The sequence below is a fragment of the Ruegeria sp. YTSA105 genome, assembly GCF_059610225.1.
This window is the reverse complement of sequence record NZ_JBXWNE010000015.1, coordinates 40903-62435: the sequence shown is the minus strand read 5'-3', so window position 1 is coordinate 62435 and position 21533 is coordinate 40903. Positions and strand designations below refer to the sequence as shown.

General features: G+C 58.7%; 25 protein-coding genes. 8 read left to right on the top strand and 17 right to left on the bottom strand.

The window, feature by feature from the left end; genetic code table 11:
- Positions 1-6: 6 nt before the first annotated feature.
- The 3 genes from fmt to def (AC2FH2_RS16570) are packed head-to-tail and all read right to left on the bottom strand — an operon-like array spanning position 7 to position 1933.
- Entirely contained in the window at positions 7-921 is a 915-nt protein-coding gene (fmt, locus tag AC2FH2_RS16580) for a methionyl-tRNA formyltransferase (RefSeq protein WP_271951379.1), read from the bottom strand.
- Positions 922-923: 2 nt separating this feature from the next.
- On the bottom strand, positions 924-1418 hold the full coding sequence (def, locus tag AC2FH2_RS16575) for a peptide deformylase (RefSeq protein ID WP_496709624.1): 495 nt from the start codon (positions 1416-1418) through the stop codon (positions 924-926).
- Positions 1415-1933 carry a peptide deformylase gene (gene def / locus AC2FH2_RS16570; protein WP_271951383.1) on the bottom strand — a complete coding sequence of 173 codons (519 nt, stop codon included), beginning with the start codon at positions 1931-1933 and terminating at the stop codon, positions 1415-1417. Before def (AC2FH2_RS16570) ends, def (AC2FH2_RS16575) begins: the two co-directional genes overlap by 4 nt.
- Before the next feature lie 94 nt (positions 1934-2027).
- Here def (AC2FH2_RS16570) and AC2FH2_RS16565 point away from each other — a divergent pair, with 94 nt between their 5' ends.
- Positions 2028-3200 (top strand): MalY/PatB family protein, encoded by a 1173-nt coding sequence (locus tag AC2FH2_RS16565; RefSeq protein WP_496824448.1) that lies wholly within the window; start codon positions 2028-2030, stop codon positions 3198-3200.
- Between the two features lie 35 nt (positions 3201-3235).
- On the opposite strand, the gene AC2FH2_RS16560 is transcribed toward AC2FH2_RS16565, so the two are convergent.
- Entirely contained in the window at positions 3236-3589 is a 354-nt protein-coding gene (locus AC2FH2_RS16560) for a hypothetical protein (RefSeq protein ID WP_142639206.1), read from the bottom strand.
- 212 nt (positions 3590-3801) lie between these two features.
- On the opposite strand from AC2FH2_RS16560, the gene AC2FH2_RS16555 reads away from it, so the two are divergent.
- The gene (locus AC2FH2_RS16555) at positions 3802-4791 is read left to right on the top strand and encodes a glutathione S-transferase family protein (RefSeq protein WP_271951390.1); all 990 of its coding nucleotides are present in this window, start codon (positions 3802-3804) and stop codon (positions 4789-4791) included.
- Here the strand turns inward: AC2FH2_RS16555 and AC2FH2_RS16550 are convergent.
- Positions 4773-5135 carry a response regulator transcription factor gene (locus tag AC2FH2_RS16550; RefSeq protein ID WP_271951393.1) on the bottom strand — a complete coding sequence of 121 codons (363 nt, stop codon included), beginning with the start codon at positions 5133-5135 and terminating at the stop codon, positions 4773-4775. The genes AC2FH2_RS16555 and AC2FH2_RS16550 overlap by 19 nt on opposite strands.
- Positions 5136-5317: 182 nt before the next feature.
- On the opposite strand from AC2FH2_RS16550, the gene AC2FH2_RS16545 reads away from it, so the two are divergent.
- Genes AC2FH2_RS16545 through AC2FH2_RS16535 form a run of 3 tightly spaced genes read left to right on the top strand, consistent with a single transcriptional unit; the run spans position 5318 to position 8375 of the window.
- On the top strand, positions 5318-6283 hold the full coding sequence (locus AC2FH2_RS16545; protein WP_496824446.1) for a threonine-phosphate decarboxylase: 966 nt from the start codon (positions 5318-5320) through the stop codon (positions 6281-6283).
- The gene (cbiB, locus tag AC2FH2_RS16540; protein WP_496824444.1) at positions 6280-7200 is read left to right on the top strand and encodes an adenosylcobinamide-phosphate synthase CbiB; all 921 of its coding nucleotides are present in this window, start codon (positions 6280-6282) and stop codon (positions 7198-7200) included. The genes AC2FH2_RS16545 and cbiB overlap by 4 nt, the downstream gene beginning before the upstream one ends.
- 11 nt (positions 7201-7211) lie before the next feature.
- Positions 7212-8375 (top strand): lytic murein transglycosylase, encoded by a 1164-nt coding sequence (locus AC2FH2_RS16535; protein WP_496824442.1) that lies wholly within the window; start codon positions 7212-7214, stop codon positions 8373-8375.
- 20 nt (positions 8376-8395) lie between these two features.
- On the opposite strand, the gene AC2FH2_RS16530 is transcribed toward AC2FH2_RS16535, so the two are convergent.
- The 5 genes from AC2FH2_RS16530 to AC2FH2_RS16510 form a co-directional block, all read right to left on the bottom strand.
- Positions 8396-9193, bottom strand: coding sequence for a class II glutamine amidotransferase (locus AC2FH2_RS16530; protein ID WP_142639195.1), 798 nt, complete (start codon positions 9191-9193; stop codon positions 8396-8398).
- A 162-nt stretch (positions 9194-9355) separates the two neighbouring features.
- Positions 9356-9706, bottom strand: coding sequence for a hypothetical protein (locus AC2FH2_RS16525; RefSeq protein ID WP_281973514.1), 351 nt, complete (start codon positions 9704-9706; stop codon positions 9356-9358).
- Positions 9707-9760: 54 nt separating this feature from the next.
- On the bottom strand, positions 9761-13216 hold the full coding sequence (locus AC2FH2_RS16520; protein ID WP_496824466.1) for a chromosome segregation SMC family protein: 3456 nt from the start codon (positions 13214-13216) through the stop codon (positions 9761-9763).
- A 140-nt stretch (positions 13217-13356) separates the two neighbouring features.
- Positions 13357-13764 (bottom strand): hypothetical protein, encoded by a 408-nt coding sequence (locus AC2FH2_RS16515; RefSeq protein WP_281995869.1) that lies wholly within the window; start codon positions 13762-13764, stop codon positions 13357-13359.
- A 44-nt stretch (positions 13765-13808) separates the two neighbouring features.
- Positions 13809-14999, bottom strand: coding sequence for an aminotransferase-like domain-containing protein (locus AC2FH2_RS16510; protein ID WP_496824441.1), 1191 nt, complete (start codon positions 14997-14999; stop codon positions 13809-13811).
- A 150-nt stretch (positions 15000-15149) separates the two neighbouring features.
- Between AC2FH2_RS16510 and AC2FH2_RS16505 the strand changes: the two genes are divergently transcribed.
- Together AC2FH2_RS16505 and AC2FH2_RS16500 are read left to right on the top strand one after the other, a co-directional pair.
- On the top strand, positions 15150-15920 hold the full coding sequence (locus AC2FH2_RS16505) for an FCD domain-containing protein (RefSeq protein ID WP_142639185.1): 771 nt from the start codon (positions 15150-15152) through the stop codon (positions 15918-15920).
- A complete protein-coding gene (locus AC2FH2_RS16500) occupies positions 15920-16414 on the top strand; it encodes a metal-dependent hydrolase (RefSeq protein ID WP_496824440.1) in 495 nt (164 codons plus the stop codon). The genes AC2FH2_RS16505 and AC2FH2_RS16500 overlap by 1 nt, the downstream gene beginning before the upstream one ends.
- Here AC2FH2_RS16500 and AC2FH2_RS16495 read toward each other — a convergent pair.
- The 7 genes from AC2FH2_RS16495 to AC2FH2_RS16465 all read right to left on the bottom strand — a co-directional run bounded on the left by AC2FH2_RS16495 (position 16411) and on the right by AC2FH2_RS16465 (position 21116).
- A complete protein-coding gene (locus AC2FH2_RS16495) occupies positions 16411-17271 on the bottom strand; it encodes a glycosyltransferase family 2 protein (protein WP_496824439.1) in 861 nt (286 codons plus the stop codon). The genes AC2FH2_RS16500 and AC2FH2_RS16495 overlap by 4 nt on opposite strands.
- A gap of 178 nt (positions 17272-17449) precedes the next feature.
- Entirely contained in the window at positions 17450-18010 is a 561-nt protein-coding gene (locus AC2FH2_RS16490; RefSeq protein ID WP_271951426.1) for a F0F1 ATP synthase subunit B, read from the bottom strand.
- 5 nt (positions 18011-18015) lie between these two features.
- Complete coding sequence (locus AC2FH2_RS16485; RefSeq protein WP_271951428.1) at positions 18016-18567, bottom strand: F0F1 ATP synthase subunit B'; 552 nt, start codon at positions 18565-18567, stop codon at positions 18016-18018.
- Between the two features lie 86 nt (positions 18568-18653).
- On the bottom strand, positions 18654-18878 hold the full coding sequence (locus AC2FH2_RS16480; RefSeq protein ID WP_005981269.1) for a F0F1 ATP synthase subunit C: 225 nt from the start codon (positions 18876-18878) through the stop codon (positions 18654-18656).
- Between the two features lie 48 nt (positions 18879-18926).
- On the bottom strand, positions 18927-19685 hold the full coding sequence (locus AC2FH2_RS16475) for a F0F1 ATP synthase subunit A (protein WP_142639176.1): 759 nt from the start codon (positions 19683-19685) through the stop codon (positions 18927-18929).
- A gap of 2 nt (positions 19686-19687) precedes the next feature.
- On the bottom strand, positions 19688-20020 hold the full coding sequence (locus AC2FH2_RS16470) for an AtpZ/AtpI family protein (protein WP_142639174.1): 333 nt from the start codon (positions 20018-20020) through the stop codon (positions 19688-19690).
- Positions 20021-20204: 184 nt separating this feature from the next.
- A complete protein-coding gene (locus AC2FH2_RS16465) occupies positions 20205-21116 on the bottom strand; it encodes a DMT family transporter (RefSeq protein WP_271951437.1) in 912 nt (303 codons plus the stop codon).
- A gap of 83 nt (positions 21117-21199) precedes the next feature.
- Between AC2FH2_RS16465 and AC2FH2_RS16460 the strand changes: the two genes are divergently transcribed.
- Positions 21200-21532, top strand: a complete 333-nt coding sequence (locus tag AC2FH2_RS16460; protein ID WP_142639170.1) for an ArsR/SmtB family transcription factor — start codon at positions 21200-21202, stop codon at positions 21530-21532.
- Position 21533: the final 1 nt, after the last annotated feature.

Sequence of the window (21533 nt, the reverse complement as noted above, 5' to 3'; positions counted from 1 at the left end):
GGCGGCCTACTCCGATGACAGGCGGGTACCAACGGCAATCGGCCACCCCCGCAGAAAAGTTTCCCTATCCTGCGCCCCTTTACCCGCCCGTTGCAAGCGCAGCAGCTCGATCGCGTCATCGTCACAGGCAACCTTCAGTTGGTCGTCAAGAACCTCTCCTGCAACACCCTGCCCCTCAGCTAATTTGGAACCAAGCAGCTTGATCCGCTCGCCATTCATCTCGGTCCAGGCGCCGGGAAAGGGGGACAGGCCACGGATCTGACGGTCAATTTCGACCGCGGGTCTGGCCCAGTCAACACGCGCCTCAGCCTTGTCGATCTTGGCGGCATAGGTCACGCCGTCGTCGGGTTGAGGCTCGGGCGTCAGGTTCGGCAGTTTGGACAGTGCCTCGACGATCAGAGAAGCGCCCATTTCAGACAGCCGGTCATGCAACTGCCCTGTGGTCTCCTGCGCACCAATGTCGGTGGCCCGCCGCAACAGGACTGGCCCGGTATCCAGACCAGCCTCCATCTGCATGATGCAAATACCAGTCTGCGCATCACCCGCCATGATCGCCCGATGGATCGGCGCGGCCCCGCGCCAGCGCGGCAGCAGGCTCGCGTGAATATTCAGGCATCCCTGCGATGGCGCATCCAGAATCGGTTGTGGCAACAACAGGCCATAGGCCACGACGACAGCCACATCCGCATTCAACGCGGCAAAGGCGTCCTGTTCTTCCGCCAATTTCAATGAGACCGGATGCCGAACGGTCAGCCCCAATGCCTCGGCCCGAGCATGAACGGGGGTTGGACGATCCTTTTTGCCTCTGCCCGCTGGGCGCGGAGGCTGGCAGTAGACGGCGGCAACCTCATGCCCCGCATCAATCAGCGCGTCCAGCACCGGAACCGAGAAATCGGGTGTCCCCATAAAGATCAGCCGCATGCCTACCCCAGCTTTTTAGCTTTGCGCAGCAGAATGTCGCGTTTGACCTTGCTGAGCCTGTCGAAATACATCTGCCCGTTTAGATGGTCGATCTGGTGCTGCACGCTGGTGGCTTCGATCCCGACAAAGTCACGGCGGTCGATGATGCCTTTTTCGTTGAGAAACTTTACCGTCACAGCCCGGGGACGTTTCACCTTAGCCGACACGCCAGGCAAGTTTGGGCTGGCTTCTTCATGCTCGCGCAATTCGACCGATCTGTGCAGGATCTCAGGGTTTGCCAGCCGCACGGCCCGCCCCCTCTCGGTCGAGCCATCGACCACCGCCAGCCGGAGCATCACGCCGATCTGCGGTGCGGCAAGGCCGACGCCGGGCATCGCCTCCATCGTGTCGATCATGTCATCCCAGATGGCACGAACCTCGTCAGTAATTTCGGTGATATCTTCGGCTTTGGTCCGCAGGCGCTTATCAGGCCATGGCAGGCAGGTACGAACGGTCATTCGCGCGCCTGCTCGCGTTTCAGCTTTTGCATTTTTCGGGTGATCATCTGGCGTTTCATAGGCTTGAGATAGTCGATGAACAGCTTCCCGTTCAGGTGGTCAATCTCATGCTGGACACAGGTTGCCCAAAGGCCATCGAATGTTTCTCGCTGCGCGTTACCATCACGATCGATCCAAGCCACGTCCACGACCTTTGGGCGCGTGACTTCGGCGAATTGTTCGGGGATCGAAAGACAACCTTCTTCGTAGACATTCGTCTCGTCAGACGACGCGACCACTTCGGGATTGAACATAATCAGCGGGCGTGGAGCCTCGCCCTCTTCCTTGACACAGTCCATAACGATCAGCCGGTCCAGCATCCCAATCTGAGGCGCTGCCAGCCCGATACCAGGCGCATCATACATCGTCTCAAGCATGTCATCAGCCAGCTGGCGCAATTCGTCCGTCAGATCCACTACGGGAGAGCAGATCTTTTTCAGGCGGGGGTCGGGATGGATCAGTATATTGCGTTTCATGAGGTTGATTTAGGCCATCACGCCCTAAGCCGCAACGCCCCCCTTGCACCTGCCGAATATGCGGCTAGCTTTCATCCGGACAGATGGAGCAGATATGACATTCAACGACCTGATCGACCGCCGCGGCACTAACAGTTCGAAATGGGACAAGCTTGAAAAGCTGTATGGCCTTTCGCCGGATGACAGTCTGGCAATGTGGACGGCCGATTCCGACTATTCTACGGCGCCTTGTGTGATCGACGCTGTGCGTAACGCGGCGGATCACGGTGTTTTCGGATATTCCTGGATGCACCCGGACTACCTGAATTCCGTCCAATGGTGGATGAAGAACCGCCACGGGTGGGAGATCGATTCTGATTGGATTCTGACGTCGCAGGGTCTGGGAAATGCGATTGCGCTCTGCCTCGATGTCTGGACCAGTCCGGGCGACGGAGTGGTCATCTTTACACCCGTCTACCATGAGTTTGCACATAAGGTGAACAAGTCAGGTCGGCGCGTAGTGGAGTGCCCCCTGATGCGCGACGGCGACGGCTATGGCCTTGATCTGGAAGACGCGCAATCGCGGCTGGACGGAACCGAGAAGATGCTTTTGTGGTGCTCGCCTCAGAACCCCTCGGGCCGGGTCTGGACGCCAGAGGAATTGCGTGCTGTCGCGGCATTTGCAGAACGGAACGGCCTTGTTCTGGTTTCGGACGAGATTCACCACGATCTGGTCTATCCCGGCACGACCTTTGTTCCGATGGATGTCGCCGCGCTGGATGCGCGGCCCTGGACCGTGACACTGACGGCAGCGTCCAAGACCTTCAACATCGCAGGTCAACGGACGGGGAATATGATCATTCCCGACCCGGACCTGCGCGCCGCGATGCGCCGCCGAATCCAGACACTGGATTATGATCCCAGCGCATTGGGAGTCGCAATGATCACCGCTGCCTATTCGCCTGAAGGGGCCGCTTGGGTGGATGAACAGATCGCCCATCTTGATAGCAACCGAAAAATCTTTGACGCTGCAATCGCAGAAATCCCTGGCCTGTGGTCAATGCCCCTACAGGCAACCTTTTTGGCTTGGATTGATTTCTCGGGCACCGGAATGGACCACGCAGAATTTACCCGGCGTCTGCGCGAGGATGCAAAAATCGCCACCTCGCCCGGCCCCGGCTTTGGTGCGGGCGGAGAGACATTCGAGCGGTTCAATCTTGCGACGCAACGCGGGCGTGTTGAAGAGGCCAGCAAACGGCTGAAACACGCGTTTTCCGATCTGCAATAGCGGGATGCCCATCGGCAGACCCGATGGGCAAATGCCTAGTCCTTGTTTCCAAGCAGCGCGATGGGCGCGTCCGGAGATCGATAGAAATCCAATGGGGCCTTGTCGGAGGCGGCCGTGCTGCGCTTGAATTCATAGCGCATTTCGCCTGCCTCACATTCATCGGCAATGATCAGGCATTGATATAAGTGACGCGCGCCATCGTAGATATCGACCAAACCGCGCAATCGAGGCGTGGTCGCGGCCTCTACGGTGAAGCCATCCTTCCACAATCGGAGAATTTTGTAGGTATTGTCACCCAATTCGACACGAAGTCGGCTGGTTTTCTTCAGACTCGCGATTCGCGCAGCATCCAATTCGGCGCTGATTTCTTTGGAAACATAGGTACTCATATCAAAACTCCCCCGCAGCGGACTCTATTTTGGAACGTAGACTGTAAAAATCCAGTGAAGCCGATCACTCAACGCGGTCGAATCCAAACCTGTTGCACGGAAATCCCATTCCAACCTGTGCGAAAACGCAGGCACAATGCGCGGCGGCTCGCATAGGATCGGTTCCCTTCAAAGCGTATGTTCCGGGAAACCGCATTACGGAGGATCCAAGCATGGGCCTATTGGTCGACGGCAAATGGCACGACACATGGTATGATACCAAATCCACAGGCGGCGCCTTCAAGCGTAGCGCGGCGCAATTTCGCAACTGGTTGACCGCTGATGGCAGCGCCGGACCCTCCGGCACGGGCGGCTTCAAAGCCGAACCTGACCGGTACCATCTTTATGTCAGCCATGCCTGCCCCTGGGCCCACAGGACACTGATATTCCGCGAACTGAAAGAGCTGTCCGATCTGATCCCGGTTTCGGTCGTACACCCAGACATGCTGAACAAGGGATGGACATTTGCAACCGACGAACACGGGGCGGCGGGCGACGTACTGTACGGAATGGACTATGCCCACCAAATCTATACCAAGGCTGACCCGACCTATTCGGGGCGCGTAACCGTTCCAATCCTGTGGGACAAGGAACAGGAAACCATCGTCTCGAACGAAAGTTCGGAAATCATCCGGATGTTCAACTCGGCCTTTGACGGGATCACCGGGAACACCGATGATTACTGGCCCGAGGCAATGCGTGACGAAATCGAACAGGTCAATGCCCGCATCTATTCCGACATCAATAACGGGGTCTACAAATCCGGCTTTGCCACCAGCCAGGCGGCGTATGACGCAGCCGTTGGCCCGCTCTTTGACACGCTGGACTGGCTCGAAGACCGGCTGTCCACCAGCCGCTATCTGATGGGCGACCGCATCACCGAGGCCGACTGGCGGTTGTTCACCACGCTGATCCGGTTTGATCCGGTCTACCATCTGCATTTCAAATGCAACCGGCGGCGTCTGATCGACTATCCCAACCTGTGGGCCTATACCCGCGAGCTGTACCAGTGGCCGGGTGTTGCGCGGACCGTGAACTTAAACCATATCGTGCGCCACTATCACTACAGCCATGAGAGCATTAACCCGCACCGGATCATCCCGACGAACCCGATCCTGAACTATCTGGAGCCCCATGGGCGCGATCAGCGCCCCGCCGCGTAATGCTCAACCATCGCCGCCAGATCCTCTGGCGGCGTGCCGCTTTGCACATAGGCGCAGGCATTCGGGCTATGGGCAAAGATCGAGCCATCCGAAAAGAAAGTGGTGTTGGTCACGAAAATCACACGGGCCTCGGGCCTGCGATAGCTGGCAAAGTCTGCCACGGCCAAAGCGCTGCCGGTCTCCAGCACCAAATCCAGAACGATGATTTCAAACTCGGCCCCATACAGGGCGAGGATTGCATCCTCCTGACCGGCCACAAGCGTGACATCGGCACCCTGGCGTTCAAGATGCCTTTTCCAAACCCGACCTAAATCGGGGTTACTCTCAACAATCAATACATTCATTCTCAACAACCTCGGCACATTTATGGTGAGTGGTGCCGACCCCTAAGGTTTGTGTTCACGCCAATTCATTAACAAAGTGTTAACCGAGCCGGAGCACGCCCCTGATCACGCGGATTTGCTTGTAAAACTGGCAGAAATCCGCTTGAAACAGGCAAAATTTGGTGATTCCGGCGAGGGGCCCGATGGCGCGCGAAAATAGAGATTTGAATCCGCGGGCCGCTCGGGACCATGGCGGTGGGCTGGATGGGGCCATGTCAGTTTATGGCGGCAAGCGAACCGATTGGATCGACCTGTCCACCGGAATCAATCCGGTTCCATACGAGGTTGCCGGGCTCACCCCATCGGATTGGATGGAATTGCCCGACCATGGCGCATTTGAACGGCTGGCCGATGCGGCCCGCAGTTTCTGGTCAGTTCCCGAGGGTGCAGAGATCCTGCCTGCGCCCGGCGCATCTGCTCTGATCGCCCGCATTCCTGCGCTGGCTGCAACCGGCCGGGTTCAGATTACCACTCCGACCTATAACGAACATGCCGCCGCCTTTGCCGTGCAGGGCTGGACGCTACAGCACTCCGGCCCAGTTGAGGCACGCGTGATCGTGCACCCCAACAACCCAGATGGGCGCATCTGGAGCGTGGGCGATGTGGATGCCCCCCTGACGATTATCGACGAGAGCTTTTGCGACGTCACGCCCGATGCCTCGCTGATCCATCTTGCCGACCGGCCCGGAGTTATCGTGCTGAAAAGCTTTGGCAAGTTTTGGGGGCTGGCGGGGCTACGGCTGGGATTTGCCATCGCACGCTCCGGTCTGATCGCACGTTTGAACGATCTGACCGGGCCTTGGGCGGTCTCAGGTCCCGCCTTGCGGATCGGAGAGCAAGCGCTGCGCGACACGGCCTGGGCTGACGAGACCCGCCTGCTTTTGGCGGCCGATGCCGCCCGGATGGATCGGATGGTAACGCAGAAAGGCGCGCAGCTGATCGGCGGCACCAGCCTGTTCCGGCTCTATCAGGTCGACGACGCCAGTGCCTGGCAAGACCGTCTGGCCCGCGCACATATCTGGAGTCGTGTATTCCCCTATTCGCAAACCTATCTGCGCCTTGGCCTGCCACCGGCAGATGGCTGGGCGCGGCTTGAGGCGGCCCTGTGAGCACCGCCTTTATCTTGGTCTGCGCCATGTGTCTGGATGCGGCACTGGGCGAGCCGGATTGGCTGTGGTCGCGCATCCGGCACCCCGCCGTTATGATTGGTAAACTCATCGAGTGGCTTGACGACCGCCTGAACCATGGCTCGTACCGTCGCCTTAAGGGCATAGCTGTTGCCGCGCTGCTGGTCGCAGGTGCCGCTGGGCTTGGGGGGCTTCTGTCTTTGCTTGGCCCGATCATCGGCACCATCATCTGCGCTGTGCTGTTGGCACAAAAATCGCTGGTGGAACATGTTCGCGCTGTTGGCGAGGGTTTGCAGACCTCGCTGGTCGATGGGCGCGCGAAGGTCGCCATGATCGTGTCACGCGACACCAAGGACATGACCGAAGCACAGGTCGCCCGATCCGCGATCGAGAGCGCGGCTGAAAACCTCAGCGACGGAGTCATCGCGCCGGCCTTCTGGTTTCTGGTGGGTGGCCTGCCAGGGCTTCTGGTCTACAAGGCGATCAATACCGCCGACAGCATGGTCGGCTATCGCACGGATAAATACCGTGATTTCGGATGGGCAGCTGCGCGGTTGGACGATGTCCTGAACCTGGTTCCGGCACGACTGACCTTTCTATTGATCGTCATCTTGTCAAACCAATGGGCGAAATGGGAGCAGATGGTGGGCGATGCGCGCCGCCATATCTCTCCCAACGCTGGCTGGCCCGAGGCGGCAATGGCACGCGCGCTGAGCGTGGCCCTTGCCGGGCCGCGCAGCTATGACGGGCAGCTCAGGGATCTGGCTTGGGTCAACGGCGAGGCCCCGCGCGACATCGGCGCGCCAGAGGTTTTCCGCGCATGCGACATGCTTTGGAGGATATGGGGGCTTGCGCTTGGCCTCGTGTCAGTGTGGGTTGGGGTCAGCTTCATAATCTGACGGACCTGTCCATGCGTTTTCTTTCCGGCCTTGTTGCCGCCGCCTTGTTTGCTTCACCTGCGTTTGCCCAATGTGGCGGGGGTTTCAATTCCTTCGTGAAGGGGTTGAAGGCCGAGGCCGTTCAGCAAGGCTTTGACAAATCCACCGTCAATGCCTTCTTCAAAGGTGTGCAACAAGACAACGCGGTATTGAAAGCCGACCGGGCACAGGGCGTGTTCCAGAAACCGTTCATTGATTTTTCGCGACACCTGATTTCACAAAACCGGATCGACCGGGGTCAGGCCATGTCGCGCAGATACGACGCGGTGTTTGACCGGATCGAGCAACAATATGGTGTCTCGCGCGGGGTGCTGTTGGCATTTTGGGCGTTCGAAACGGATTACGGGTCGTTTCAGGGGGATTTCAACACCCGCAATGCGCTGGTGACACTGGCGCATGATTGCCGTCGTCCAGAATTGTTCCGGCCTCAGGTGTTCGCCGCGATTGAGCTGTACAGCCGGGGAAATTTCGACCCGGCCCGCACGTCAGGTGCTTGGGCTGGCGAGATTGGAATGGTACAGATGCTGCCCCGAGACATTCTGGAAAACGGGGTCGATGGCGATGGTGACGGCAAGGTTTCGCTAAAGACCTCTGCGCCCGATGCGCTTATGTCGGGCGCCAAGATGCTGTCGCATCTGGGCTGGCAACCGGGGCAGCCTTGGCTGCAAGAGGTCACCGTACCCGCACGGATGGATTGGTCGCTATCGGGCCCGGGCAAACCGCGTTCGATTTCTGACTGGCAGGCGATGGGCGTTCAGGCGCGCAACGGGTCGCTGTCCAACCTGCCCGCCTCGCTGATCCTGCCGCAGGGGCATAACGGGCCGGCGTTTTTGGCCTATCCAAATTTCGATGTGTATTTCGAATGGAACCAGAGCTTTGTCTATGTGCTGACCGCAGCCTATTTCGGCACCCGGCTTGAAGGGGCACAGGTCTATGACGCGGGCAACGCGGCCCAAGGCTTATCTGGTGCACAGATGAAGCAGCTGCAAAGCAAGCTGCAGGCGCGCGGCCATAATGTGGGCAAGATCGACGGGATTCTGGGCGCAGGGACCCGCGCGGCTGTCCAGTCAGAGCAAGCACGACTAGGCCTGCCTGCGGATGCCTGGCCAACGGCTGAGTTGTTGAACCGGCTCTAGTCGCTCTTCGATACGGCGATCTAGGCGACTTCGGCGTCCAAAGATCGCCCGTTCGGCTCAAACACATGCATCTGCAGCCTATCGCCGCGTGTCTCGATGGCGGTATTTGCCGGGATCTCGGCCCAATCGCCATTCTTCGCATCCAGCGGCTCAGACGCGATAATGATCCCATCATCGCAGGGCCTGTAATGCAGGCTGGGTGCGAAACGGTCCGAGGCATAGCGCGCAGCAAACAGGCGATCTCCATCGGACCAGCAGGCGGCAAAGCGCATATGGGGTAGGCTTCCTTTGGCGCGGGCAAGCACTTCGACACGGTGCACCGCACGCTCCATCGCGGCGATGGGTTCGGCGTCCAACCCTTCGCCATGGGCGATCAGAAAAATCGCCTCGCTTTCAGTTGCGCCAAGGCGATGATCGTACAGGTGGCCCGGTATCATCCCGTCAAGCTGTTGGCGGATACGGTCATGGCCACCTGCCTGCCCGTTATGCATAAAGCTCCACTTACCACAGCCAAAAGGATGGCAGTTGTTCCGCGACGTGGCGGTCCCAGTTGAGGCACGTACATGCGCCAGGAACAGGTGCGATTTCGTGTGATGGGTCAACTGTTTCAGGTTGGCATCCGACCAAGCCGGGTTGGTGTCTTTGTAAAAACACGGCGTTTCGCGCCCGGAATACCAGGCCAACCCAAAACCATCCGCGTTGATCGGTGTTTTGCCAATCAGGGCGTTTCTGCTTTGATGCACCAGCGACTGTTCCTGGTCCATGACAAGTTCGTCCAGAAACCGTTTCGCACCCGCCCAAGCCAGAAATCTGCACATCGACCCGCCTCTTTTGATCCGTTGTTGATACGGGAACTTACAACAACGCGGGGTGAGAATTCGCCCCTGATCCCCATCTAATTTTGAAATATTACGATTAAATGACCACCAAAGATCCAAATTTTCAGATCATTTTCAACAGATGCCCCGGTTTCTTGAATGTCACTCGGGCCGTACTGGGAAACGCTCTCCCTTTTCCGTGATCAGGATCAGGCGTCCAGCACTCAGGACATAAAGATCACATCGACCGAACCCGTTTCTGTATTGGACGCAGATACTGCCATCCTCCGCGATGGAATAGGTTCCGAACGCAGATTCTCCGCTGGCATAGGTATAGGAATAGGCCCCGCCAGCCGAATATCGCGACTGCCCGTCATCATAAAAGGTCAGCGTCCGACCCGCCAGCGCCGTTAACTCTTGTTGGGTCAGGGGGACGTCATCGGGCTTGGTCGTCCATTCCGCGGCCCCTAAAGGGGTAGCAGTCAGTAGGGCGATGATCAGGAAACGGGTCATGGCAGCAGACTAACCCAATTCTTACGAAACCGCTCATAACGTTGCAGTGAGAGGTCAGGCGACCATCTGTTCGGCTTTCTTCAGATCAACCGAGACCAGCTGGCTGACACCCTGTTCTTGCATGGTGACGCCGAACAGACGATCCATCCGCGCCATGGTCACCGCGTGGTGGGTGATGATCAGGAACCGTGTGTCGGTCTGGCGGCACATCTCGTCCAGCAGGTCGCAGAACCGGGTCACGTTGGCATCATCCAGCGGCGCATCGACCTCGTCCAGAACACAGATCGGAGCCGGGTTCGCCAGAAAGACGCCAAAGATCAGGGCCGTCGCGGTCAGGGTCTGTTCACCGCCCGAAAGCAGGCTGAGCGTCGACAGTTTCTTGCCCGGCGGCTGGCACATGATTTCAAGGCCGGCATCCAGCGGGTCGTCGCTTTCGACCATGACCAGATTGGCCTCGCCACCACCAAAGAGATGCTTGAACAACATGGCGAAGTTCGAATTCACCTGTTCAAACGCGGTCAGTAGCCGTTCGCGTCCTTCGCGGTTGAGGCTGGAGATGCCGCTGCGCAGCGCTTTGATCGCTTCTTCGAGATCGGCCTTTTCGCCGTCCAGCGTGTCGAATTCCTCCTGAACATCTTTGCTGTCCTCTTCGGCACGCAGGTTTACTGCGCCCATCGCATCGCGCTGGCGTTTGTGGCGGTTGACCTCGGCCTCAAGAGCATCAGCAGCTGGCATCTGGTCGGGATTCACATCCAGCTGGTTCAGCAACTGGTTCGGGGTTAGCTGTTGATCCTCAGCGATACGCTCGGCCGCTGCCGATACGGCCTCTTTGGCGGCATCACAGCGCGCCTCAGCGGCGGCACGGCTTTCGCGCGCTTCCGAAGCCAAACGTTCCGCTTCGCGCTCAGCCAGCACAATCTCTCGCTGGCGGGACTCGGCGGCAGCCAGCTTGTCGGCGGCCTCGGCCCGGCGGGCTTCGGCAGTTTCGATTAATTCGTTCAACTCTTCACGCGCCTCGGCGATTTCGCCCGGAGCAGCCATCGCTTCGGATAGCTCTTCCTCGGAACTTTCTTTGCGCTCGGCCAGTTCCGAGATCCGCTTTTCGGCGCTGTCCAGGCGGTGCCGCCAACCGCTGAGGTCCTTGGTGACCTCTTGTGTACGGCGGGTACGGGCCTCGCCCTCGCGGCGCAGCTCGTCATGGGACGAGCGGTGAGTCAGCATCGTGATCCGCGCCGCCTCGACCGTCTGTTTGATGTCTTCGACCTGCGCGCGGGCATTGTCGAGATTGCCCAGACCGGTTAAGGCGCCCTCGGCCTCGCGCAGTTGGGCGCGGGCGGACATCGCATCCTCTTTGTGGCGATCAACGGCAAGCGCCAGCGTTTCCAGCCTGCCCTGCGCCAGATTGCGATCGGCCTCGGCCCTGCTGAGCAGACGCGCGGTTTCAGCCATGCGCTGATCGGCGGCGCGGCGTGCCTCGCGGGCGCGGCGGTCAGCCTCGGTCACGTCGGCCAGTTGTTGCGACAGCGTCTCGTGCGCGGCGCGGGCCCCGTCGGCCTGCGCCTCGGTCCTGGCCAGTTCCTGTTTCAGTGCCTCAAGTTTGTTGAGCTGTTCAAGCCGCAGGGCGGCCGCACTTGGCGCATCCTCGGCCCAGGCACGGAATCCGTCCCACCGCCACAGGTCGCCCGAACGCGAAACCAACCGTTGACCGGGTTTCAGCGAGGCTTGCAAGCGTGCGCCCTGATCCGCGTCAACCAAACCGATCTGCGCGATCCGGCGGCTGAGGCGATCAGGACCGGATACATGCAAGGCCAGCGGCTCGGCCCCATTGGGCAGCGATTGATCGGCATCATAGCCAGCAACCGGTACCCAGCCTGATGGCCCGTCGCCCTCGACCAAGGGTGCCCTCAGATCATCCGCAAGCGCAGCGCCCAATGCCTTTTCATAACCCGGAGCCACACGCAGCATGTCGAGCACCTGCCCGCCTTCTGCGGTATCCCGTTCAACCAGCTTGGCCAGAGCTGTGGTTTCGGCGCGGATCGCACCCAGCTCACCTTCAGCTTCGGATCTTTTCGCACGGGCCTCGGCCTCGCGGCCCTGGGTCTCATTGCGTAACTCGTCAGCGGCGGCCAGTGCCTCTTCGGCGGCTTCAGAGGCCTCGCGAGCCTCTTCTTCACCCTCTTGCGCGGCCTCAAATGCCTCGGCGGCGCGGGTCAGGGCTGTTTTCGCCTCATCCACCGCTGCGCGGGCCTTTTCCTCTTCACCTTCCGACCTGGCCAGCGTTTTGCGGCTGTCGTCGACCAATCGCTGGCCGGACTGGTGGCGCGCAACCAGACGCGCCATATCCTCAGTCTCTTGTGACAAGTGGTCTTCGCGGTCTTGCAGGACAGCGGCCGCTTCGCGCGCGACCTCGGCGGCCTCGGCGACTTTTTCGTCGTGGCCATCGGCAGCTTTGGCCAATTCACGAGCTTCCCATTCCAGCCGTTCGATCATCTGCCCCGCATCGCGGTTCAGCCCGGCCTCGCGCTCGATATCCTTACCAAGCTGCTGAATGCGATTAGTCAATGTTTCAATCGTCTGACGGGCGCGGGTTTCCTGATCCGACAGCTGATCCCGCTGCACCTGTTGGCGCTGCAGGACGGCGGCGGCAATGGCCTCTTCCTCGCGCAGGGGCGGCAGGGTTTCTTCGATTTCGGCCCGATTGGCGACGGCAGAGCGTGCTTCAGCTTCGGCGCGCGACGCCTCGGTCAGGCGTTCGCGCAGCTTTTCCTCGGCCTGCTGGCGGGCCATGTCGGCCTCTTTCCAGCGACGATAGAGCAACAAGCCTTCGGCTTGGCGCAGCTGCTCTCCGATTTCGCGATAGCGGGCGGCCTGACGCGCCTGACGGGCCAGCTGCGCCAGCTGTCCGCCCAGTTGTTCCAGCACGTCATCCACACGAGTCAGGTTGGCCTCGGTACCCTTCAGCTTCAACTCGGCCTCGTGTCGGCGCTGATAGAGGCCCGAAATTCCGGCCGCCTCTTCCAGAATGCGGCGGCGAGAGCGGGGTTTGGCGTTAATCAGTTCGGCAATGCGGTTCTGTCCGACCAGCGCCGGAGAATGCGCACCCGTTGAGGCGTCGGCGAACAACATCTGCACATCACGCGCCCGCACATCCTTGCCATTGGTCTTATAGGCGCTGCCGACATCTCGGGTGATGCGGCGGACAATCTCAAGCTGGTCGCTGTCATTGAAACCCGAGGGCGCGAGCCGCTCGGAGTTGTCCATGGTCAGCACAACTTCGGCAAAATTGCGGGCCGGCCGCGTGGCGGCCCCGGCGAAAATCACATCTTCCATCGCGCCACCGCGCATGGATTTGGGTCGGTTTTCCCCCATCACCCAACGCAGAGCTTCCAGCAGATTGGATTTGCCACAACCATTAGGGCCCACAACACCGGTCAACCCATCCGCGATAATCAGATCGGTCGGATCAACAAAGCTTTTGAAGCCGGTGAGTTTGAGTTTGCTAAAGCGCAAAGGCAATGGGTCCCGTGATTCCTATACCTTCGAAGTCTGCGCAACGGATTGGGGGTGAGTCAACGGAGTCGCGCAGGATATGGGATATATGGCCCACTTATCCACAACATCTTGCCTAAATCCGCAAGAAAAAGCGCGATTCAGTAGGCTGTACACTCAAAGACCTGATAGCCGTCGCCGTTACCAAGGTCTTGAAACAGCCCGGTATCAATGCATTCGTAATTCGGGACTGAAACCGCCGTCAGCAGCAACCGCTTGCCCATGGCGCGGTCACAACCCAAAACGCCAACGGTCACGGCCGCGTCGCCCAGGACATCCAGTATCGGGCATCCCGAGACCTGAGCCATCGCCATGGCCGCTCGTTCGCGGATCGGGCCAAGACGCGGAGCGTATTGCGAATTAACCCGAACGGCTTCGGCCAGATCTCCGCGCACGCGAACATCAAATACGCTGCCATTCACAGCGATACGCGTCACCTGAACATCGCGAAAGTGAGGGGTCCCGGCCGAACATGCTGCCAGCATCAGAAAAGACAAAATCCGGATCATATCCGCATCATTGCCAAAACTGGTTAACAGAACCTTTCCTTCGCTCAGGCCCTAAGTACTGTTCCCAAGCGGCGAATACCTTCGCGGATCGTATCCTCATCCGAGTTCGAGAAACTCAACCGGATCGTATTGGCGCCCGAACCATCTGCGAAAAAGGCCCGACCCGGCACAAAGGCCAGTTTCACTGTGTCGAGCGCACAGGCCAGCAGGTCTGCCCCGTTCATACCGGCAGGCAGAGTCACCCAGATGAACATGCCCCCGTGCGGATGCGTCCACTGAACACCATCGGGCATGTTCTGTTGCAGCGCCTCCAGCATCGCATCACGCCTGGCACCATAGGCCTGCCGCAACAGTGGGATGTGTGTGTCAAAATGCGTGCGCGCAACCTGCTCAACCGCCATCTGGTTCAATGTGGGCGAATGCAAATCCGCCGCCTGCTTGACCAACACCAGTTGCGAGATGACAGGCTTGGCAGCCACCACCCAACCAACGCGCAAACCCGGAGACAGCGTTTTCGAGAAGCTGCCGCAATAGATCGTACGGCAGGCCTCGATCGACCCTTTTCGCGCCTGTTCCAACGCCAGGACCGGAGGAATCGCGTCACCCTCATAGCGCAGAGCCTGATAGGCGCCGTCCTCGATCACCGCGATATTCAGATCATCGGCAAGATCCAGCAGGTATTCTCGACCACGCAGGTCAACGGTTTCACCGGTTGGATTTGCGAAATCAGGCGACAGATAAGCGAATTTGACCGCGCCCTCGCCTGCGGCTTCGGAATATTCGGCGGCACCTCTATTGCCATTAAGCATAAGACGGTCGAACCGGGGCTCATAGGCATCAAAGGCGTTGATCGCCCCCAGATAGGTCGGCCAGCCGATCAACGCAGTATCCCCTGGCGACAAATAGAGCTTGCCCAGATAATCCAAGGCCTGTTGCGATCCCGAGGTGATCAGGATGTTATCGACACTACAATCGACGCCGATCTCGCGCATATGCTGCACAAGCCATTCGCGCAATGGACCATAGCCCTCGCTGACTGAATATTGCAGCGCCTGCGGCCCAGCATTCAAAGCGGCCTGACAAGCTTGGGCAAAGGCCTCGGTGGGAAACAGGTTTGGGTCTGGGATGCCGCCGGCGAACGAGATGATTCCCGGCTGATCAAGAAGTTTCAACAACTCGCGAATTTCCGATGCTTTCATCCGGGACGCGCGCGTTGCAAACAGATTCTGGGTCATCCTTGGCCTCCTCCTGCCCTGTTGCGACCCACCCTAGGTGCAAATTTTATAATGTCAATATTGCTGACCTAAATTCAACTCCACCCCCCTGCTTGAACCAGACCCGGATACGTGGTCATATGAATTGACCAATTTCGAAAACGCGCCGCCATGCCCTTCCAAAAGATCCAAACTGAAAAGCTGTCCATTGCGGTGGTCAAACAAATCGAGTTGCTGATTCTGCGCGGGATTCTGCGCCCGGGAGAACGTTTGCCTGCAGAACGGGAACTGGCCGACCGTCTGGGCGTTTCACGCCCCTCACTGCGCGAAGCGATTTCTGATCTTCAGCATCAGGGTTTGCTGACAGCCAAGGCGGGGTCAGGAATCTATGTTGCCGAAGTCTTAGGCTCGGCTTTTTCACCGGCTCTGATCCGGTTGTTCAGCAGCCATGACGAGGCGGTTTTCGACTATCTGTCCTTCCGTCGGGACATGGAAGGGCTTGCAGCAGAACGCGCGGCAAGACTGGGGTCGGAAAGCGACCTGAAGGTCGTACAGGCGATCTTTGACAAGATGGAAGCCGCCCATGCCCGCAATGCGGCCGAGGAAGAGGCCCATCTGGATGCGCAGTTCCACATGGCCATCATTGAAGCCAGTCACAACGTGGTCATGCTGCATATGATGCGGTCGATGTTCGACCTGCTACGACAGGGTGTCTTCTACAATCGGCAGATGATGTTCCGGCAGCGTACGACGCGAGACGCCATTCTGGATCAGCACCGGGAAATCAATTCAGCGCTGCAGGCTCGCGACCCTGAGGCGGCGCGCGTTGCAGTCCAGGAGCATCTGGGCTTTGTTCGCATCTGCATGGAAGACCACCAGAAAGCCCTGCGGAACGAAGCCATTGCGCAGCAGCGCCTGGACCATGAGACAGGACAGCACTGATGTTCATTGGGCACCTACCTGGTGCGTATCTGGTCTTTCGCACTACGACGCCCGGATTGGATAAAGCTGCGTTTGCCGCTGCGATGATTGGTTCCATCGCCCCGGATATCGATTTGCTGTGGTTCTATTTCGTAGACAATCGCAGCCACCACCATCACGAATACCTCACACACCGCCCTCTGCTCTGGCTCGGCATCCTGACGCTCGGCCTGCTGCTGCGGCTAAGATTCCCGCGCGCAGGTCTCATTACTGCAGCCTTCGGCGCCGGGGGTCTGGTGCATATGACCTTGGATTCGATCGTTGGCGAAGTGGCATGGGCTTGGCCAATTTCCGAATTCACCCACCCGCTGGTGGTTGTTCAGGCCACGCATTCTCATTGGATTTTATCTTTTCTAAGCCATTGGACCTTCAAGATCGAAATCGCAGTCACTCTCCTGGCGGCCTATGTGTGGTGGACCAGCAGGCGCAAGAAACAGCAGGGCCTTGAGGGTTAAATTCCGTTCAGCCGCCGCTTAAGACTGTGAACCCACAAATTTGGCCGTTTCATTGCCTTCGGGTCCTGACTGGACAGCGACGGAAACAACCCTTCAGCTTCGGTCCGAGAGCGCAATTCCAACGGCGTGTCCAATATCGCCCCGATCAGGTCATCCGACCGGCTCTGCGCCTGACGCTCGACCTCAATCGCCTGAAGCATTTCCGCATGGTAAGCCTCAGCCGCTTCGGACCGCTGGCCCTTGCGGAACCGGAAAGCCCCAACCTGAGCATGCACGGGCACCAAATCGGTATGTCGCGAAAACCGCAGCCATAACTCTCCGTCGACGGCAAGCTTGAGGTTCTCGTTCAGTTGGCCCCCGACCTGATCCCATAGGTCACGCCGCCAATAGGTCGATTCCTGCTGAACCCACTGATAATCCCCGGCAAGCAGTCTTACCCGTGAAACAGGCTTTGGGCGCCGTACAGTCAGGACATTGTCTTCCTCGTCAATGCACGTGACCCGCCCGGTCATCCAATTCATGTTTTTGTTCAACGCAAACAGCGATCCTACCGTGGCAAGGCCGCCGGGAATAAGAACATCGTCCGAATTGATCCAACCCATTACGTCGCCCGTGGCCACTGCAAAGCCTTTGTTTACAGCGTTGGCCTGCCCGGTATCCGGGCCCGAGATGATATGTGAAAACGCATCGCGGTACTTTTCGACCACCTCCATCGAACCATCGGCGCTACCGCCGTCCGACAGGATCAGGTCCAGCTTGGGATATTCCTGCTCGAGCACAGAGAGGATTGTCCGTTCGATGAAATCGACGCAGTTCAGGTTGGGAATAACGACACTGATCGTCGGCAATTCGGTCATAAAGGGCTCTTATCCAGTCCGGTTTCGGCATATGCCGTCGCACGGGCGCAAAATTTGGTTGGAGTGTTTCCGAATATGTAACGCAGACAATCGGTCCCCGGTCAAATCGGGAAGCGGGGCGCGAGATTCGCAGCCCAATGTCCGGACCCGGCAGATGTGCTGCCGGGCCGGAATTGTCTTAGTGAAGCTTTTCGTTCACATCCGCAATGGATGCGTCGATCAGCTTGTTGGCCTGCGTGGCGGTCATCTGCTTGGCCAGCACAGCATTGGCTGCAGAAATAGCAACGGTGATGGCCTGATCGCGGACTTCCTTGACAGCCGACGCTTCAGCCGAAGCGATCTGGTCCTGCGCGGTCGCCAGACGGCGCGCGATGGATTTCTCCAGATCGACCTTGGCTTGCTCAGCTGCCAGAACCGCATCTTCCTTTGCGGCGGCCACGATGGCATCCGCCTGACCCTGAACCTCGCGTTGCTTGCGCTCGTACGAGGCAAGCAGGCTGCGCGCTTCTTCATGCAGGGCGCGAGCTTCGTCCAGTTCGGACTTGATGCCTTCGGCACGCTTATCCAGCGCTCCACCAATCATGCCCGGGACCTTGAAGTAGAACAGGACTGCGATGAAAACGATGAAGCCCAGCAGAACCACAAAGTCGGTGTTGCCAAGCGAGAAAAACGGGCCACTTGCGGCCAGCGCGGGGCTGGCGGCAGCAAATGTCAGGATAAGGGCAAGAGTGTTCCGCATGTCACTTATCCTTTTGTCTGCGCGTCAACCGCACCGTTGATGGTTTTGGCATCAGCCTCGCCACCCAGAGCGGTAACTAGTTCTACTGCCGTATCCTTGGCAACGATTTGAATGCTTTCCAGCGCACCTGCACGGATGTCGGCAATAGCCTTTTCCGATTCAGCCGCTTTTGCAGCGATTTCAGCATCTGCCTTGGCAATCGCGTCATCCAGACCAGACTGGATTTCGGCGCGTGCTTCGGCAGCGATACGCTGTGCCTCAGAACGGGCATCGGCCAGCGCCTTGTTATAGGCCTCTTCAGCCTCGACCGCTTTGGCCTTTAGATCTTCGGCCGCAGCCAGGTCATTTGTAATGGTCCCCTGACGTTCCGCCAGGATTGCCGCGATGCGGGGCAGAGCCACGCGGGACAGGACCAGAAAGATGACGACCAGCGTGATGACCAGCCAGAAAATCTGGTTGGGGAACCAATCGAAGCAAAGCTGAGGCATACCAATCGCCGACCCATGAGAGTCAACGCAGGTGCCAGCCACCTCTTCGTATACGGGTTCTGTCGCCATGATGTCCTCCGTCGGAACGTTGTCTTTACAACAGGTGGGCCGCTATGGCTTGGGCCCACCTGCGCGTAAGGATCAGGTTCCGCAGATTAGACGGCGAACATCAGCAGCAGCGAAACTAGGAATGCAAAGATCCCCAGGGCTTCTGCAAATGCGATACCGATGAACAGGGTTGCGGTCTGCGAAGCAGCCGCCGAAGGGTTGCGCAGAGCGCCAGCCAGGAAGTTGCCTGCTACGTTGCCCACCCCGATTGCGGCTGCGCCGGAACCGATTGCTGCCAGGCCTGCGCCGATGTGTGCGAGATCGCCTTCCATGATGTTTCTCCTTACGAATTGGAAGTTTCGATGTTTGGGTATCGGACCTTAGTGCGACGGATGCAGTGCATCCTTCAGATATACACAGGTCAGAATGGTGAATACGTAGGCCTGGATAAAGGCCACTAGGACCTCAAGACCGTACATTGCGGTGATCGCCAGAACGGACACTGGCGAGATCACGGCAATCGCGGCGAAGCCTGCGAAAACCTTGATAACCGCGTGGCCTGCCATGACGTTACCAGCAAGACGAATAGAGTGGCTGACCGGGCGCACGAAATACGAGATCAGCTCGATGATCGCCAAGATCGGGCGCAGCGCCAGCGGCGCGCTGGAGACCCAGAACAGGCCCAGGAACCCGGCGCCGTTCTTGACAAAACCCAGAATGGTCACAGTCAGGAACACGGCCAGCGCCAGTGGGATGGTCACGGCGAAATGCGATGTAGTTGTGAACGAGGTCGGGATCAGACCCAGGAAGTTCGCGGTCACGATGAACATGAACAGGGTCATGACATAGGGGAAGTATTTGACGCCATCCTTGCCGCAGATGTCTTCAAGCATCTTGTAGATAAAGCCATAGGCCAGTTCGGCCACCGACTGCATGCGCGTCGGGACAATGGCGCGCTTGGACGTGCTGAGCACCAGCAGGCCGATCACGGCGAGAATTGCGAAAAACAGCCACAGAGTGACGTTAGTGGGCGTGTACCAAGCAATCGCACCGTCGCCAAAAAGCGGTTTGACGATGAACTGATCCATCGGATGGAAAACCAGGCTGCTGCCTTCTGCTGCGGTGGTCTCAGTTGCCACGTTCAGTCCCTCTCGTCTTCGTCGGCCTTGTCGGCCATCTGTTTCTCTTGCGCCTGTTGTGCGCTGCGGAGCATAACCTTTACTCCGGCGACCAGACCCAGCAATGTGAACAGCACCAGGAAGATCGGGATTGTCCCGAACAGGCTGTCCAGCCCGTATCCGATGCCAAATCCGATCCCCAGACCGGATACCATTTCGATGACCATCCGCCAGGCAAGCTCGCCTCCCGAATAATCGGCGTCCGCACGGGCCTCAGGCTTTGACTTGGCCTTTTTTGCCGCCGTGATCTTAGCCTCAAGCTGCGCCATACGCTGCTTTTGGTCATCATCAGTCACGGGCGTTTCCCTCGTACAGTCTTGGGCACGGTGCTAAGGGGCGGAGAGCGCAGAGTCAACGGCGTTGGCAGCCCGAATTGCCGCACTTTACTCTATTGTTTTTAAAGACATTTTTTCCGAGTCAGCATAGACGTGATCAGCCCGAACCACAGGAAGCGGGTACAAAGGTACGGAATCCGCATATTCAACCTTTTGGTTGATCTTTGCCCGACACCCCCTGCCAGATACGTCTGATCACGCGCCCGTCGATCAGCAGCAGACCGGCGAAGATCGCTGCCATTCCCAGCAGATGCTCGGGCCGCAGGGTTTCTCCCAGCACCCATGTTCCAAGCACCAGCGCCGAAACAGGCGCAATCAATGTCACTGTCGAGATATTGGTCGGGCCAACCTTGGGCAGCAACCAGTAGAACGCGATAAAGGCGGCGGATGTCAGCACAAACCCGATCATCGCCAGCGAGGCCCAAGTCTCGGCCCGGGTTATTTGGGGTAGTCCTTCTTGCCAAAGCGCCAAGGGCGTGATGGCCAGCGTAGCACCCGTCAATGCAAGGGCGGTCAGAACCACAGGTTGCATATCCCGGAAGGCCCGCGCGATGTTGACTGAGAACGCATAGCAGATCGGTGCGCAAAGTGTCAGAAGGATCGCCCAAAATTCGGACGACGCGCCACCGCCCAGTACAGGCAGGGACAGCACAACGATGCCGGTGAAACCGCAAACCACGCCCAAAGACTTTAACAGGGTGGCACGTTCACTTCCGGGCCAGAAATGCGAAACAATGACGGCAAAGGCCGGTGTCGTTGCATTGACGATCCCTGCCACACCCGAAGCGATATGCTGTTGCCCAAGCGCATAGAAGGCAAAGGGCGCAGCATAGCTGAGCGCACCAAATCCCAACAACCCAAACGCACGTGTCAGTGTCAGATTGACTGGCAATCGCGCCCCGATCACATAGACCCAGCACCCCAGCGCCCCAAATGCAACCCGTCCCATCGACACCGAAAGCGGCCCAAGTTCCCGCAGCAAAATGGCATTAAACATGAAAGACATGCCCCAGCCGATGCCAAGAATACAAATCACCAGCCAGTATTTTAGTGACATCCCAACCCCCGATACACATGCCGGGGCACAGTGACCTCATACCGAAAATTGTCAAACCGGTTCTTGCGCTTTAGGAAAGGAGTATGTCCAACGATCTCGATACCGTTTTTGCGGCCCTTGCCGACCCCACACGCCGCGCCATCCTTGCGATGCTGCTGGAGGATGACATGGCGGTGACGGATGTCGCCGAACCGTTCGAGATGTCGCTTGCCGCGATTTCAAAACACCTGGTGATCCTGACCAGAGCCGGTTTGATCAGCCAGGAAAAGCGCGGACGGGTGAAGTGGTGCAAGCTGGAGCCTGACGCGCTGCGATCCGCATCCGTCTGGATGCAAGGGTTCGGGCAGTTCGAGCCGGTCAATCTGGACGCGTTCGAACGATTTCTTGAGGTTGAACTGCCCGCAGCCGAGGAATGAT